The organism is Aequorivita sp. KMM 9714, from assembly GCF_011065475.1.
GTDB classification, from domain to species: Bacteria; Bacteroidota; Bacteroidia; order Flavobacteriales; family Flavobacteriaceae; genus Aequorivita; species Aequorivita sinensis.
Map to the genome: position 1 here is coordinate 1,135,837 of NZ_JAAGRO010000001.1, position 16,499 is coordinate 1,152,335.

At 35.0% G+C, this 16,499-nt stretch carries 17 protein-coding genes; 9 read left to right on the forward strand and 8 right to left on the reverse strand.

The annotated features are described in order from the left end of the window. Positions 1-138: 138 nt before the first annotated feature. Entirely contained in the window at positions 139-843 is a 705-nt protein-coding gene (locus G3A46_RS05030; RefSeq protein ID WP_165146962.1) for an NRDE family protein, read from the forward strand. On the opposite strand, the gene apaG is transcribed toward G3A46_RS05030, so the two are convergent. The 6 genes from apaG to G3A46_RS05060 form a co-directional block, all read right to left on the reverse strand. Continuing rightward, entirely contained in the window at positions 840-1,226 is a 387-nt protein-coding gene (gene apaG / locus G3A46_RS05035; RefSeq protein WP_165146965.1) for a Co2+/Mg2+ efflux protein ApaG, read from the reverse strand. The genes G3A46_RS05030 and apaG overlap by 4 nt on opposite strands. Positions 1,227-1,230: 4 nt before the next feature. Further along, positions 1,231-2,325: a DUF3667 domain-containing protein gene (locus G3A46_RS05040; protein WP_165146968.1), complete on the reverse strand. Its 1,095-nt coding sequence runs from the start codon at positions 2,323-2,325 to the stop codon at positions 1,231-1,233. A 28-nt stretch (positions 2,326-2,353) separates the two neighbouring features. Next, positions 2,354-3,607, reverse strand: a complete 1,254-nt coding sequence (locus G3A46_RS05045; RefSeq protein WP_165146971.1) for a DUF5103 domain-containing protein — start codon at positions 3,605-3,607, stop codon at positions 2,354-2,356. 519 nt (positions 3,608-4,126) lie between these two features. Then, complete coding sequence (locus tag G3A46_RS05050; RefSeq protein ID WP_206735955.1) at positions 4,127-4,606, reverse strand: DIP1984 family protein; 480 nt, start codon at positions 4,604-4,606, stop codon at positions 4,127-4,129. A gap of 193 nt (positions 4,607-4,799) precedes the next feature. Next, positions 4,800-5,306 (reverse strand): M23 family metallopeptidase, encoded by a 507-nt coding sequence (locus tag G3A46_RS05055; protein WP_206735956.1) that lies wholly within the window; start codon positions 5,304-5,306, stop codon positions 4,800-4,802. 118 nt (positions 5,307-5,424) lie between these two features. Beyond that, on the reverse strand, positions 5,425-6,927 hold the full coding sequence (locus G3A46_RS05060; RefSeq protein WP_165146974.1) for an NAD(P)/FAD-dependent oxidoreductase: 1,503 nt from the start codon (positions 6,925-6,927) through the stop codon (positions 5,425-5,427). A 354-nt stretch (positions 6,928-7,281) separates the two neighbouring features. Here G3A46_RS05060 and G3A46_RS05065 point away from each other — a divergent pair, with 354 nt between their 5' ends. From G3A46_RS05065 to G3A46_RS05100, 8 genes are all read left to right on the forward strand, one after another. After that, on the forward strand, positions 7,282-8,634 hold the full coding sequence (locus tag G3A46_RS05065) for a Na(+)-translocating NADH-quinone reductase subunit A (protein WP_165146977.1): 1,353 nt from the start codon (positions 7,282-7,284) through the stop codon (positions 8,632-8,634). A 5-nt stretch (positions 8,635-8,639) separates the two neighbouring features. Then, a complete protein-coding gene (locus tag G3A46_RS05070; RefSeq protein WP_165146980.1) occupies positions 8,640-9,839 on the forward strand; it encodes an NADH:ubiquinone reductase (Na(+)-transporting) subunit B in 1,200 nt (399 codons plus the stop codon). A 2-nt stretch (positions 9,840-9,841) separates the two neighbouring features. Beyond that, positions 9,842-10,591 (forward strand): Na(+)-translocating NADH-quinone reductase subunit C, encoded by a 750-nt coding sequence (locus G3A46_RS05075; RefSeq protein WP_165146983.1) that lies wholly within the window; start codon positions 9,842-9,844, stop codon positions 10,589-10,591. A 3-nt stretch (positions 10,592-10,594) separates the two neighbouring features. Beyond that, positions 10,595-11,239, forward strand: coding sequence for an NADH:ubiquinone reductase (Na(+)-transporting) subunit D (locus tag G3A46_RS05080; protein WP_139855814.1), 645 nt, complete (start codon positions 10,595-10,597; stop codon positions 11,237-11,239). 73 nt (positions 11,240-11,312) lie between these two features. Further along, positions 11,313-12,053, forward strand: a complete 741-nt coding sequence (gene nqrE / locus G3A46_RS05085) for an NADH:ubiquinone reductase (Na(+)-transporting) subunit E (protein ID WP_165146986.1) — start codon at positions 11,313-11,315, stop codon at positions 12,051-12,053. A gap of 1 nt (position 12,054) precedes the next feature. Then, the gene (gene nqrF, locus G3A46_RS05090) at positions 12,055-13,365 is read left to right on the forward strand and encodes an NADH:ubiquinone reductase (Na(+)-transporting) subunit F (RefSeq protein ID WP_165146989.1); all 1,311 of its coding nucleotides are present in this window, start codon (positions 12,055-12,057) and stop codon (positions 13,363-13,365) included. Between the two features lie 89 nt (positions 13,366-13,454). Beyond that, positions 13,455-13,817 (forward strand): Na(+)-translocating NADH-quinone reductase subunit F, encoded by a 363-nt coding sequence (locus G3A46_RS05095; RefSeq protein WP_165146992.1) that lies wholly within the window; start codon positions 13,455-13,457, stop codon positions 13,815-13,817. Positions 13,818-13,871: 54 nt separating this feature from the next. Continuing rightward, positions 13,872-14,861 carry an FAD:protein FMN transferase gene (locus G3A46_RS05100; RefSeq protein ID WP_241836859.1) on the forward strand — a complete coding sequence of 330 codons (990 nt, stop codon included), beginning with the start codon at positions 13,872-13,874 and terminating at the stop codon, positions 14,859-14,861. Here G3A46_RS05100 and G3A46_RS05105 read toward each other — a convergent pair. Together G3A46_RS05105 and map are read right to left on the reverse strand one after the other, a co-directional pair. Beyond that, positions 14,850-15,614: a class I SAM-dependent methyltransferase gene (locus G3A46_RS05105; protein ID WP_165146998.1), complete on the reverse strand. Its 765-nt coding sequence runs from the start codon at positions 15,612-15,614 to the stop codon at positions 14,850-14,852. The genes G3A46_RS05100 and G3A46_RS05105 overlap by 12 nt on opposite strands. A gap of 77 nt (positions 15,615-15,691) precedes the next feature. Then, positions 15,692-16,498, reverse strand: a complete 807-nt coding sequence (gene map, locus G3A46_RS05110; protein WP_165147001.1) for a type I methionyl aminopeptidase — start codon at positions 16,496-16,498, stop codon at positions 15,692-15,694. Between the last annotated feature and the right edge of the window lies 1 nt (position 16,499).

The following is a 16,499-nucleotide window of genomic DNA, read 5'->3' on the forward strand; positions in this document are numbered from 1 at the left end:
ATTTTTGAAGCACCTAATCTTCATATTTCTTAATTCCAAAATGGATAAATTTGGTAATCAGTCTAATTTTACATTTAAAGCCAGTAAATTGGTGTTTTTAAGTTTCCTTTTGTAGATTCGATTAATAAATAAATCATAATGTGCACTATAACTTTCACTCCTATATCAAATCACGGATTTATATTAACTTCTAATCGTGACGAAGCTCCAGGTCGAGAAACCTTACCGCCTGAAATTTATAATGAAGATGGCGTAAAACTACTTTATCCTAAAGATGCGGTTGCGGGAGGAACTTGGATAGGAGTAAGTGATAGAAAACGAGTTGCTTCATTGATGAACGGAGGCTTTGTGGCTCACGAACCCAAACAATCTTACCGTAAAAGTAGAGGAGTAGTGCTAAAAGATATTTTGAGATCAAACGATTTAAAATCGGAAATAGAACAATACAATTTCCAAGATATTGAACCATTTACCGTTATACTTGTAGATTGGAATGATGGTGTTAGATTATTTAAATTAGTTTGGGACGGGGAAAAATATCATTTTTCTGAGGAACCATTGGCTCCCCAAATTTGGTCTTCCTCACCATTGTACCCTGAAGTTTTAAAGAAAAAAAGAGAGAAATGGTTTTCAGAGTTCTTATTCGAAACTATTAGACCAACAGAAGATGAATTGCTAAATTTTCATAAAACATCTGGAGATGGAGATCTCAAAAGTAGTTTAGTAATGGATCGAGAATATGTAAAAACTAAAAGTATTACACAGATTGTTAGGAATAACGATGCTATTTCAATGCGTTATGAAGATTTGCAAACTGATAAGGTAAGTAAAACAGCATTTTAATTCATTGAGAATGGAGCGCTCAAGTTAAAAAGCGGAATTGCAACACTAAATTTACGATTAGATTCAAAATTAATCATATTAAAATGACCTTTCATCGAGCCAAAAGGTGAAAATAATAAGCAGCCACTAGTGTACGAATGTCTTTCACCAGGCTTTAGAATAGGTTTTTGCCCAATAACTCCTTGACCTTCTACAATCACAGTGTTGTTTAACGAGTCTTTGATTACCCATCTTCGCGAAGTGAGTTGAACAGTGTCTTTTCCTTGGTTTTCAATGGTGATATTATAAGCAAAGGCATATTGCATTTTACGGTTTTTGTAAAATGTGCCGTCAAATTCAGTAAGTACTGAAATTTTAATTCCCTGTGTTACCTGTTGCACCATTTTGTTAATATAAAGCTGCACTAATCGCTACAAAAAAACCTATTGCTATCATAAAGCTCAGCGAGAATACAATGCTTAAAAATACAAATTTAAAAAATGTTCTCCACTTTCCCTGACCATAAAATTTATTCAGTGCGAAGTAAAAATATAATGGCCCAATGAGGGCAAATAAAAGTGTTTGAAAAAAACTAGAGTTAAAGATTATGTCAGGAATACTGAAAATAATCAAATACAGAAATATAAAACTGAAAATATGAAACACAAAAATCACGTGTTCAATAAAATTGTATTTATTTCGAGAGTAGGAAAGCCAAAAAAACAAAGCATAAATTGGAGCAAAAAAGAATAAGAAAAATGGCAATTTAGCTTTTAAATAAGTAAAGAATTCGTCTGTATTGTGAATTATTTTATAAACCGAAACAGATCGCGAATAAAGCCATCGGTGCTTAAAGGTGTTGGTGTGGCCTAAACTATCAAGAGCTGCAATTGGGTTTTCAATCTTAGTTTTTAAATAATAAGAATAATAGATATTTCCGCGCTTACTGTAGCTTTCAAAAAATGATAAACTATCTAATGTTCTATCTGAGTAATATTGTGATATGCCCAGTTCTTTAGCTTTTGAAACTTCATTTGCCGAACTATTTAAAACGAAATTCTCTGGTTGTTCATTGATTAGCGAATCCATCGAAACGCCTTTTTCATCATCATTGTTTAGACTGAATGAGCTAGTTTTTTCGGAGGTTTGTACAAACCCTATAAAACTTTCTAAAAGAAAATAAATAATAGAAACACTTAGAAAAAAGCGAAAGGGATTGGCATATTTAAGACGTTGTCCTTTTACATAGTTCTTTGTAATTACACCAGGTCTAAACAGTAAATCCTTGAATGTTGTGCGTATTCGAGAGTCATAAACTAGAATACTACTAAGAAATTCCGCCAAAAAATCTTTGGCAGAAAGTTGTTTGTCACTATTAAGCTGGGAGCAATAAGGACAATAAACATCGCTTTTATCGAGTGGTTGATTACAGTTCAAGCATTTAGTTCCGCGGTATCGCATTGATTTTCTTCCATCGAGAACTTTTGGCTTATTTTTGCTCATCACTCACTCATTAAGTGAAATTTATAAATTAATTATTGGTAATTGAGGTTGAATTTGCACGACCAATCCCAATAATTCTGTCGTATCTAGCACCAAGGTCTCGGAAGTAAACTACTACGGTATAATCGTTTTCTGTTTGCCAGAAATCTCCACTAATGGCGCCTTCATCTATACTTCCATCTCTGTTTACTACCACGTATTTGTAGTTGTAAAACCCTTGTTTGAAAAGTCGAGTATTTCTGTAAGAATCACTTTCACTGTCATAGCGTAAGTACGTGCTTCCGTCTATAGTCCAGTTGTTGAAGTTGCCGTAAACGTGAATTTCTTTGTCGCCTAAATCTTCATAATACTGTAAGTTGAAATGCATACGAACATATTCAGCTTCAATATCTTGATTTCTAGCATCAATATTTCTTACCACAAAATTACCGTTAATATCAGGGTTGTAGGTGTAAGGTCTATTATACCTTGGAATATTTGTAAATAAATAGTTTTCGTATAAATCGGTAACGGCGATAGATCTTATACCGTTTGAGGCTGAACGCTCATCCTTGTTGTCGAAAGCTAAAAATTCATTTCCACCTCCAAATGCAGCTTCTTTGTCATACTTATAAATAAGCTCATTCCCCATAGTGTATTGTGGAACAAGGTCTGTTATAGCGGTTTTAAGGTTGCTGTTTTGAAGAACTAGGGTTTTTACGCTTTGTTTTGGGTTTCGCAACAATAGGCTTTGTGAGTTTACAGTAAATTGAACTACTTGTTTTTCATCGATAACATTTAGATCTCGTGCACGCTTAATTTCAACTCCAACCGATGCGATATCCTCTACGACTAAGAATTTTCTAGTAAAAATTAAATCTCCATTACTACTAAATATGCTTAGTAAATAATTTCCGCTTTTTTTAATTGTTCGAGTGTCTCGGTTAGGGATGATTAGTTTGTAATGTGAATATATTTGAAGTGTGTTTAATGAGTTTTGATATTCGGTAATTCGAACATCGTCGAATCCATCTAAATATTCACTTTTTGAAAGGTCTGAAGGGGTCCAATCAAAATTGTGGTGAGTGATTCTATAAAAGTAATCTGCTTCATCTCCATTTAATGCATCGAACGTTAATTCTAGAGATTGTCCTAACCTGATTATTGGTAGTTCACTTAATTCTGTAGCACCTCTAAATTGTACAGTTTGAATATAGGGTGGTTCTACTTTTTCAGTGATTTGAGCCGAAATTTGAGGCGCAATAAATAAAAGGATAAGGGAGAAAGCGAATGATTTTAGCATAATAATTATTTATGAAGCTAATATAAACAAATTTTATGCCTGTTTGCTTATTTGATTTCGATCGTAAATAAAATCAATTCATTTTAAGGTAATAATCTTGAAATGCTTTTTGAAATCTATTAAGTTAACTTTAGATTTCACCTTAATCTAGAGTGTGAAAAGTCCAATTTATAAAAAATGCAGTGTAAAGACTTAAGTCGAAAAAAATATTGCTTTTTCGGTGTTTTTCAAGCACCAATTATATTCTGTGCGGTTATGTGGAATGAAGTTAAAGTAAAAAAAAGTGCTATTATCTTTTTTATAATTCTAGTTGCTAGAAGTTGATTAATAAGAATGATCGGTCAGTACCTGGTAGTAAGTTGTAAATTATACACTTGTAAGTTGTAAGCGGTAATGGGTCCTAAACAGTACGTTTTGCCGCAACCCAAGCAGCTTCTGTATTGGTAGTGTTTTCAGTTTGCCCCGAAAACTACCACAAAAAGGGGCTGGTACTCGCCCCGACCATTCTAGCCTTTCGGCTTAATCTTTAAGCTCGGTGAGCCAATTTATTTCTTGAATTTTGCTGTCAATTTCTCTAAAAGCTCTTCCTGTTTCATCCATTTCATTTTGAAGCTTTTTGATGCTAATTGTATTTTTTAAATTGCTGTCGCCACTATTGTTAAACTGTGCGTCAAGTCTTATTCTTCTTAGTCTTTCAGAAAGCATTTTTAAAGAATCTCTTTTCGCTAGTGCTTCCATAAGAATTCCTTCACCTTCAACTAAAGTTTCGTTGTTGGTTTTATTAATTCGTATAACTAAAGTTTCTAAATCTTGAATTGCTTTTCGTAACTGAGCTATCAATTTATCAGGATCTTCTTGAGGTAGTTTGTCGTCTGAAACTACTAATACAGGTCTAATTCTATTTTGAAGATGTTCAATTTTCTTCAATAAGTCTGCTCTTAGCAAAAGCCCTTCAGCAAGCTTCATTTTCTTATTTATTTGATCGTTATTATTTGACATTAAAATACTTTTAAAATTATTTAATAGGCTCCTGAATTGTTGAAGCCTTCTTTAAACCCTTTAGTGAGGTTATATATTTTGATTGAGTTTGCAAATATACATTCAGTTTACTGTATCAATATAGTAAAGAAATGTTAACCTAAGTTTAGAGTGATACTATATGTTATAAAAAGTGATTGTAATTATCCACTTATCAGTTTTCGAAATACTCAATAGGGTTTAAATAAAACATTTTTTTCCAACCTTGTTTATCGGAATCTATTCTCCACAAATACGGAATAATCGTAACAATAGAGTAGTGGAGATGTGGTGTTTTTCCAGCGGCATTTCCAGTGTTTCCCACTGTTCCTACCTTAGATCTTTTACTTACAAAAGATAAAAAAGAAGTGTTTAAATCATTGAGGTGAGCGTAATAATGTAATCGCCATTTTGGTCCAAGTACTAAAACTATTTTTCCTCCTATAGGCACTTCTCCTGAAAATAATACAAGTCCATTTGTTGCCGAATATATTGTAGTTCGTTTTTTCGCGAATACATCTACACCTTTATGTGTAACAGATTTCCCCCACGGGTAATACCAAAACGAATCAGCATTATAATCGGACTTAGTGGCGCCTTTTACAGGCATTTTTAAATTCTGTGGAATTAAAAAACCTATAATTAGTATCGATAATAATATGAATAAGATTTTCTTTTTCAATAGTAAAGATTAAGCTAAGTTTTGATTGATAGCTAAAATAAATAAATTCCTAATGTGAAATAATAAAGATTTATACTTCTTTATACTTCCCTCAAATTGTGTATTCAAAGAGTTAGGTTTATTCGGTGTTATTTGAATTGTTTTTTCTTTTTAAAACTCGTCCTCTGGGTTCGTTTCCTTTATGGAGTGCAATTTCAGAATGAAGGAATTTTGCAGCTGCTGCAGAGTCTTTTACTTTTGAAGCACTTCGCTTTATCATATCAACTTCGAAATCATTTAAAACGCTTTCTCTTATTCCTGCTTTTCTCCATTGGGATGAGGCATTGCAACCTTTGGATATTTTTCTTGCCAGGGAAAGTGCGTCCAACAGTGCTTGATTGGCACCTTGACCTTTAAAAGGACTCATAGGGTGGGCAGCATCTCCAATTAAGGTGATTGCCCCACATTTCTTTAATAATTCTGGATCGAGTAATTCTCGGTCGTAAACTGGATATCCAGAAATTTGAGATTCTTCCGTAGCACTAATAATTTGAGGGATAGGAGAATGCCACTGAGTTCTTTTGATTGCTTCTTCCTTTAATGCTTTAGCTCCTTTTTCACTTAATGATTTTGCATGTTTTTCCGACATAGGGAAGCTGAGTTGCCACATAACAGTATCTGAAGTGAAGGGCATAACGTATATACGTTCGTTGCCATTTGCGGTTTGAAATACTGTTTTAGAATCTAAAAGTGAGCTATCCATGTTTTTTAAGGATTCTAAAGAGCAAACTCCAAGAATTACAATGCAATCAAGATGTCGTAATGGAGAAATAGTTTCACCAATTATGAGCTTCCTCACTGAACTTCGAATGCCGTCTGCACCCACAACGAGATCAGCTCTTGCTGTTTTAGTTTTCCCGCTTACTAAAAATTTTAAGTCAACGCTATTATTTTTTCTTTCCTTAAGGTCAATTAATTTGTGGCCCCACTGAATTGAGTTTTTTGAATCTAGCTGCTCAAGTAAGGCCAAGCGTAGGGATTGCCTTGCGATATGAATATTAGTTTTTTTTGAAGTCTTTTTTGAATCAGGTTTAATCCATTTTCTCATTCCCCATTCCCCAATAATTTTTCCTTCTACAGTATGAACTAGATGTCTGGTTGAAATCACGCCATCTTTTAAGGAGAGAATTCCTAATGCAGCAATGGCTTTACTGGCTTGTTGAAGTGTGAGTCCGTATCCTTGAGATCGAGTGTCGAAATTATCGTCTCGTTCATAAAGAGTGTAGGGGATGCCGCGATGTAAACAAGCTACGGCAAGAGCTGCGCCACCTATTCCGCCACCAATAATTGCTATATGTGGCATTGTTTCGCTATCCGGGATTGGATGGTTTTTTGAAGGAATTATTCCTGTTCCTTCACAAGTTGTACATGGTTTAGAAGGAGCTTTAGGGCGAGTGGGAGCTTTGGTTTTAGTAGTTAAATTTTCAAATTCATCTAATTCTTTTTGATAGCGTTTTCTAGCTTTTATGCTGAGTTTTTGACGTGTTTTTCCACGCCCTTTACAATCATCACAAGCAGCCCAGTAAATTTTTTCATTTTCCACCCTTCTCACTTCTGTTTGCTTATTTTGATTTAGTTTCATCGGTTATAATAAAACAATCAAGATAAACTTTGTAGCATTTTTTTATAGCACAATAGTAATTATTTTTTGTGGTTGAAGCTGAAGGTATTGGATGGAAGTTAATATTTTTTAATCAAAGGATAGAATAAAGAAACTTGTGATAAATTTATTTTTTGATGTGAAATAAGTAATTTTTAAGTCATACAATCTTTCAAACCCTTTTTAATTTGCCTAATCTTATTTTTCTGAAATAAAATTATACTCATTTGTTGTGCAATGGTAGTTTTAATTTATAAATTTGCACGCCCTTAAACTCAGAGGATATATTATTTGGGTTTATTAAGGTGATATAAAGGCATTATTAATATCTATATTATGTCCAAAGACATTAAAATTAAAAAAGGTCTCACTATTAAGCTGAAGGGTGAAGCGGAAAAGACAATTTCTAGCGCACCAAGATCTAGAACTTTTTCTATAAAACCGTCGGATTTTCATCTTATCATCCCGAAAATGGTGATTAGAGAAGGCGATAAGTTTCAAGCTGGTGACACCATTTTCTACTCAAAGAGTAACGAATCGATAAAATTTGTTTCACCTGTAAGTGGTACTCTTACTAAAATAGAGCGCGGTGCAAAACGTGTAATTACTAACCTTTTAATCGAAGCGGATACGCAGGATACTTATAAGGATTTTGGTGTTTTAAACCCAGAATCTTCAAGTGCTGATGCTATTAAAGCTAGATTGCTAGAATCTGGTTGCTGGCCATTTATTATGCAGCGACCATATGCGGTTATTGCTAATACTGAGCAAGAACCAGAAGCTATCTATGTTTCAGCAAATACTACTGCGCCTTTAGCAAACGATGTTGATTTTTCTTTAAATGGTAAAGAAAAAGAACTTCAAGCTGCTGTAACTGCTCTTAGTAAACTTACTAAAGGACAGTTGCATGTTGGTGTTGGTAAAAGTGGAAGCTCTCCTTTTAAAGGTTTAAAAGATATTACACTGCATACTGTTTCAGGACCGCACCCAGCAGGTAATGTTGGTACGCTAATAAACAAGATTCAGCCAGTTAATAAGGGTGAGGTTGTTTGGACTGTTGCGCCACAAGATCTTGTAATTATTGGTGAGTTATTGCTAACTGGTAAGTTTAATGCTGAAAGAACTGTTGCTCTTTCAGGTTCAGAAGTAAAAGCTCCAAAATATTATAAAACTAAAATAGGTTCAGAGGTTTCTACATTCTTGTATGACTCTGGTCTTAACAGTGAGAACGTACGCGTTATTAGTGGTGATGTTCTTACTGGAGCTAAAATTTCACCAAAAGGTCATTTAGGATATTACAGCAATACTGTAACTGTAATTCCAGAAGGTGATGACTACGAATTATTTGGTTGGAATAAGCCTGTTTTTGATAAAATATCTACTTCAAGAGCGTTAACATTCTCTTGGTTGATGCCAAATAAAGTATACGATCTAGATACAAATACTAACGGAGAGCATAGAGCTTTCGTGATGACTGGTATCTATGAAGAAGTTTTTCCATTAGATATGTATCCATTACAAATGCTTAAAGCTTGTATGGTTAAAGATCTAGATCAAATGGAAGCTATGGGAATGTATGAGGTAGCACCAGAAGATTTTGCGCTTACAGAATTTGTTTGTGTAAGTAAGCAACCACACCAACAGATCATTAGAAACGGTCTTGACATAATGTATAAAGAAATAGGATAATTGCTATGGGATTGAAACAGAATTTACATAAGCTAAAGGAAAAGTACAGAGGTACAAAAATGGCTCCTGCATTTAATGCGTTGCATACCTTCTTGTATATGCCGAATGAAACCACACATTCTGGTTCGCACGTTCGAGTAGTGGACGATTTAAAGCGAACTATGAACACGGTTATTATGGCGCTTGTTCCTTGTTTAATTTTCGGAATTTTTAACGCCGGATATCAGCATTATGCTGCTATAGATGGAACTTTGCGATTAGATCCTTTTGCTAACTTCTTTACTTGGGACAACTTTGCTCTAGGTGCTATGAAGGTGTTGCCTTTGGTTATAATTTCATACGGAGTTGGTCTTTTAATAGAATTTATTTTTGCAATTATCAACAAACATGAGGTAGAAGAAGGGTACTTGGTAACGGGTATGCTTGTGCCACTTATTGTTCCTATTGATATTCCACTTTGGATGCTTACTGTAGCCGTAATTTTTGGTGTTGTAATTGGTAAAGAAGTTTTTGGTGGAACAGGGATGAATATCCTTAACCCAGCGCTTACTATTCGTGCTTTCTTATTCTTTGCTTACCCAACTTGGATGAGTGGAGATAAAGTTTGGGTACATGGTGCTAAAGAAATGACTGGACAGCCAGATGCAATTTCAGGAGAGACAATATTAGGTAGCTTAGCTCAAAACCAAGAGCCTATTTATAGTATATGGGATAGTTTCTGGGGCTTTATACCTGGATCGGTAGGAGAAACTTCTACTTTCTTAATACTATTAGGTGCAGCGTTTTTAATTTACACAAAAATTGGAAGCTGGAGAATTATGCTTTCAGCGGTTATTGGTGCCTTAACAATGGGGCTTATCTTTAACGGTGTTGTAAATGCTGGTTGGATTCAAGAAGGAAATACTTTCTACGGATTAATGAGTGAAACATTCTGGCATCACTTAGTGATTGGTGGTTTAGCTTTCGGTATCGTTTATATGGCTACAGATCCAGTTACAGGTTCGCAAACCAATATAGGTAAATGGTATTACGGTTTCTTTATAGGGTTTATTTCGGTGCTAATTCGAGTGTTTAACCCGGCTTACCCAGAAGGTGTAATGCTTGCAATATTGTTGATGAACGTATTTGCACCAACAATTGACCATTACGTGGTACAAGGAAATATTAAGAAGAGAATGAAACGTTTAAAAGCTAAAACAGCGTAATCATGTCAAAGAAAACAGATAAAAACTCATATACTATAATCTTTGCAGTGATTATGGTTATTGTAGTGGGATCACTTTTAGCCGGTGTTGCACAGGGGTTAAAAAGTAAAATTACACTAAATGAGCGTTTTGAAAAGATGCAAAACATTCTTTACGCTATGGACGTCAACGATAATGAAGGTGATGGTGATATCACATTTATTTCGACCGATAAAGTTGAAGAAGCTTTTTCAAAATACATTACTAAGCAATTAGTAATTCAAGGTGAAGAAGTAACAGAAGATCCAGAAGCGTATTTAATAGATATTAAACAAGAAGAAGCTAAAGCTAAAGACCCAAACTACAAGCGTAGACTTCCATTATTTGTAGGAGAGAAAGATGGTAAAACTCTTTATGTAATTCCTATGAGAGGTAAAGGTCTTTGGGATGCAATTTGGGGCTTCGTAGCTGTTGATAAATCGTTAGTAGTACAAGGTGTATTCTTTGACCACGCGGGGGAAACTCCAGGTCTTGGAGCTGAGATTAAGCAACGCTACTTTATGGACGACTTTACTGGTGAGCACATCTTAGATGGCGATACTTTTAAAGGAATTACCGTAGCAAAAGGTAATAACGACCCTGTTAACGAAAATAAAACCGACAATAAGGTTGATGCTATTGCTGGAGCAACTATCACAGGTGATGGAGTAACAGCAATGATTAAAAAGGATATGAGAATGTACCTTCCTTATTTAAAATCTTTAAATCAATAAATTATGGGATTGCTATCAAAAAAAGACAGTAAGCTTATTCTAGATCCTCTAGCGGATAATAACCCTATTACAATTCAGGTTTTAGGAATTTGCTCTGCATTAGCTATTACAGCCCAACTTAAAGCTTCAATTGTAATGGCCATTTCGGTACTTGCAGTAATGGGGATTGGTAACGTGGTTATATCGTTAATGCGTAATATAATACCTTCAAAAATTAGAATTATCGTTCAGTTGGTAGTAGTTGCCTCTTTGGTAATTGTTGTAGATCAAGTATTGAAGGCTTTTGCTTACTCGTTAAGTAAAGAACTTTCTGTATTTATTGGTTTGATTATTACTAACTGTATAATCATGGGGCGTTTTGAGGCCTTTGCATTAGCTAACGGTCCTTGGAGATCATTCTTAGATGGTATTGGAAACGCTGCTGGTTATGGTCTTATACTTGTAATCGTTGGTTTCTTTAGAGAATTACTTGGTTCTGGAACACTTCTAGGATACCAAGTACTTGGAGATCCAATTACGAAAACTGGGCTTTATGCTATAGGATACGAAAACAATGGATTTATGCTATTGTCTCCAATGGCATTGATTATCGTTGGATTAATCATCTGGGTACAACGCGCAAGAAACAAAGACTTAATAGAGGAATAACAAACTAGGCAGATGACGGTTGCAGTAGGTTCTCCTATTTGTAACTGAAACTGTAAACTCAATTACTGAACAAATGGAACACGTAGAGTTATTTTTTAAATCGATATTTATAGACAACATGGTATTCGCCACGTTCCTTGGAATGTGTTCTTACCTAGCGGTGTCTAAAAAAGTATCAACTGCTGTTGGTCTTGGTGCTGCAGTTATTTTCGTACTAGCAGTTACTGTACCTATAAACTGGCTTTTAGATCAATATATATTAAAGGAAGGAGCTTTAATTTGGTTAGGAGAAGAATATGCTTCTTATGACTTAAGCTTCCTATCATTCATTCTTTTTATTGCAACCATTGCAACTATGGTTCAGCTGGTAGAGATTGTAGTAGAGAAGTTTTCACCTTCACTATATAACTCTTTAGGTATTTTCTTACCGCTTATTGCTGTAAACTGTGCGATATTAGGAGGATCATTATTTATGCAATCTAGAGAAATCGAAACTTTAGGGTTGGCATTAAACTACGGAATAAGCTCAGGAATTGGTTGGTTTTTAGCTATTCTTGCTATTGCAGCAATTCGTGAAAAAATCCGTTACTCAAATGTTCCAGCACCATTAAGGGGATTAGGAATTACATTTATTATTACTGGTTTAATGGCGATTGGATTTATGAGTTTCGGTGGTATGTTAACTGGTGGTGATGAGGACACATCTTCATTAGAAGGAAATCCTGAAAACTTAGGAATTCAAACTGAACAAATTCAAAATGAAAATACAGAGGCCGTGAAAACGGTTGAAGTTTCAACTATAACGAAGCAATAGTATGTTTTTAGCAGTAAGTACACTCGGAGTAATTATAGTAACAGTTGTAGCCTTTTTAGTGCTAATCTTGTTATTGGTTTCACTATTACTCTTTACCAAACAAAAATTATCACCATCTGGTCCTGTAAAGATTACTATCAACGACGAAAAGGTGATTGAAGTAGAAAGTGGTGGCTCACTTCTAACTACTTTAAGTAACGAAAAAATATTCTTACCATCTGCTTGTGGTGGAGGTGGAACTTGTATTCAATGTGAATGCCACGTATTATCTGGTGGTGGTGAAGCATTGCCTACAGAAACTCCTCACTTTACTCGTAAAGAATTACAAGAAGGTGCACGTTTATCTTGCCAAGTGAAAGTTAAGCAGGATATGAATATTTCAATTCCAGAGGAAATCTTCGGAATTAAAAAATGGGAAGCTACAGTTGTTAGAAACTACAACGTTGCATCTTTTATTAAAGAATTTGTGGTTGAAATCCCTGAGGATATGAACTATAAAGCTGGAGGGTATATTCAAATTGAAATACCACCATGTGAGATCAAATTCTCAGATATGGATATTACGGCTCACCCTGAGGAGCACGATAGACCAGACAAATTCCAAGAAGAGTGGGATAAGTTTAAACTTTGGCCACTTGTAATGAAGAATACCGAAACTACTGAAAGAGCTTACTCAATGGCTTCTTACCCAGCAGAAGGACGTGAGATTATGCTTAACGTTCGTATTGCAACTCCGCCATTCGACCGTGCAAAAGGTGGATGGATGGATGTAAATCCAGGTATTGCTTCGTCATACATCTTTAACTGTAAAGAAGGTGATAAAGTTGTTATTTCTGGTCCTTTCGGTGAATTCTTTATCAACCCTTCAGAAGCAGAAATGCTTTATGTTGGTGGTGGAGCAGGAATGGCACCAATGAGATCTCACTTATACCACTTATTCAAAACCTTAAAAACAGGACGTAAAGTTACATATTGGTATGGTGGACGTTCTAAGAGAGAGCTTTTCTACTTAGATCACTTTAAAGAACTAGAAAACGAATTTCCAAACTTTAAGTTCTACTTAGCATTATCTGAACCATTAGAAGAAGATAATTGGAAAGTGAAAAAGGACATTCATGATGAAGAAGGAGACGGTTTCGTAGGGTTTATTCACCAAGTAGTTATTGATAACTACCTAAATCACCACGATACTCCAGAAGATATCGAATTGTATTTCTGTGGTCCTCCATTGATGAACCAAGCTGTTCAAAAAATGGGTGAAGACTTCGGAATCCCAGATGAGAACATCCGTTTCGATGATTTCGGAGGATAATAAACATCTCAAATATTTAAAAACCGTTTCAATTTTGAAACGGTTTTTTTGTATAACGTAATCCTATTTTCCTTAATTTTGAATTAATTATGGCAGAAGAACTTACAAAACAAGAATTACATAACCTTGCAATGAATATTGTAGGGAAACAATTGAAAGAAGATGGATTTGAATTTTTAGGGGTTAACTCAAAACTTAAAAAGGATCCGCAGTTTGTTGCTTTAAAAAACAAAGAACTTCATTTCATTATTGTAAGGGCTATATCTTATCCTCAAGATGCTACAGCATACGATCCTGTTTTTATGCAAACCATAAAGGAACACGCATCTAAATTTGATGCAAAAACTTACTATGCTGGTGTAGGTTTAGGACATGGAAGTGATTACGGTAAGCCTGTTTTAAAAAACGAAGATTACACGCTTGTCTATAAAGGATTACAAGAAATAATTTAATCTAGTTTAACACTATCAACTTATCGTATGTTTCAATTTGTGAAATACATTGCATTGTCTTTTTTACTAGTATTAACTTCTTGTGATAAGGATAAAGACACTCCCATCTACCTTCAGGGTGAAGCTTTTGGTACTACTTACAATATTCAGTTGTACTCAGAAAAAGATTTAAATTTTAAAATGGCAATAGACTCTGTTATCGATGCCGTAAATCATTCTGTAAGTACATATATTCCTGAAAGTGATATTTCAAAAATTAATCGTGGAGACTCTACTTTAGTTGTGGATGCTATCTTTAAAGAAGTGTTTGAAATTTCAGAAGATGTGAATAAGAAAACCAGTGGTTATTTCGATCCAACAATTGGAGTATTGCGAAATGCTTATGGTTTTGGTGATGTAAAACATTTGAAAGTTATAGATAGTACAACCTTAGATTCTCTTATGAACTATGTTGGATTTCACAAAGTAAAAATAAATGCAAACGGGACAATTTCTAAAGAATACCCTCAAATTTACTTCGATTTTAATGCTGTAGCTAAAGGCTTTGGAATTGATTGTATTGGCCGCTACTTAGAGTCTAAAGGAGTTGGTAATTACCTTATAGAATTAGGTGGTGAAATTCTTGCTAAGGGGCAGAATTTAAACAGTCAGCAAGATTGGATAGTAGGGATTGAAACTGTAGATTCCGAATTAACTGATCGTTCTTATGAAGCGACTGTTAAGCTTAAAAATATTGCAATGGCGTCGTCAGGAAATTACCGTAAGTTCAGAATTGATTCAGCAACTGGTAAAAGTTATGTACACACTTTAAACCCGTTAACAGGTTCTGCAGAAAAGAGTGATGTAACTAGCGCAACTGTACTTGCCGAAACTTGTGCTTTAGCAGATGCTTATGCAACCTCATTTATGGCTTTAGGTCTTGAAAAATCTAAAAACTTACTTGAAAACCTTCCAGGTGTAGAGGCTTATTTAACCTTCAATGATTCATTAAACAAACATCAGGTTTTTATTACCAAAGGTTTTAAAAGACAATTAGGAGATTAGTTTTCGGCAAACTGGAATTAATTCGCCTTTCGGAAGTCTGTACTTTTCAACCTCTGCAGAAGTTAAGGTGCTTGTGTAATTTACGGCTTCTACATTAAACCCGATGCTTTCTAGTTTTGTAAAGTAATCCATCCCATAAACACGAACGTGGTCATACTGTCCAAATATTTTTGCGCGTTCCTTAGGGTCTGTAATACTATCGTCTTCAAAAGTAGTATCTAAATCGGCTTTATAAGGCACCTGCAGAATCGCTGTGCCGCCGAGAGCTAGAATACGGTATAATTCCATCATCGCTTTAGTATCGTCGGGGATATGCTCTAAAACGTGATTACAGATTATAAAATCAAATTCATTATCCTTAAAAGGTAAGTTGCAAATATCAGCCTTTACATCAGCAATAGGAGAATTCAAATCTGTTGTTGTGTAAGTCAGGTTTTTCATTTTCCTGAATTTTTTATAGAAAGCTTGTTCTGGAGCAAAATGTAGGACTTTTATATTATCCGTGAAAAACCCTGTTTCATTTTTTAAATAAAGCCAAAACAGCCTATGTCTTTCCAAGGAAAGGGTTCCAGGAGAAAGTGCGTTTTCGCGAATAACTTCATATCCATACGGAAGAAACTTTCGATAAGATTTCCCGTCTATTGGATCAGTGAATTTATTGCCCCTCAAGAAAAAAGCAAGAATCGGACGTCCGATAATACTCAGCCTGATAAGCAAAGGACGCGGAATAGTATTTAGGATTTTCTTGAACAAAGTGTAGGGCTTGAACTTTTAAACCTTTGCACCTTGCGATTAAATATTAAACGCATAGGTGCAAAAGGCTTTAAAGTTTATAAGTTTCTGAATTCTTTTTCTTCGTCGCTAGTAATACCTAGCGCTTCATAAATATAATCAAAGGTAGATAGTAATTCAGGTTTTCCATCTACAAGAGCGATATCGTGTTCAAAGTGAGCGCTTGGTTGTCCGTCTAAAGTTACAATAGTCCAACCATCATTTAATTGCTTTACTCTGTGAGTTCCCATATTAATCATAGGCTCTAGCGCAATTGTCATTCCCTCTACAAATTTCTTTCCACGACCACGACGTCCGTAGTTTGGCATTTCAGGATCTTCGTGCATTTTACGACCAATTCCGTGACCTACAAGTTCACGAACTACTCCATAACCCTGTGCTTCACAGTAATTTTGAATTGCGTAACCTACGTCTCCTACACGGTTTCCTTTTTTAAATTCGCGAATACCTATATAAAGAGATTCCTTAGTGATTTTTAAAAGTTTTTTGATTTCTGGCGAAACTTCACCTACTTCAAAAGTATAAGCGTGGTCCCCGTAAAATCCATTTTTTATCGCCCCGCAATCAATCGCTACAATATCTCCTTCTTTTAAAGGTATATCGGTAGGAAGTCCATGAACTACTGCTTCGTTTACACTTGTAAGTAAAGTTGAAGGACAGTCGTAAAGCCCCAAAAATCCTGGAATCGCATCTTGGCTACGGATATATTCTTCAGCCATTTTATTTAGCTGATTAGTTGTAACCCCTGGTTTTACCTCCTTTGCAAGCATTCCTAAAGTACGGGATACTACTAATGCACTTTCGCGCATTAATTCAATTTCTTCTCTTGTTTTTGGTATAATCATA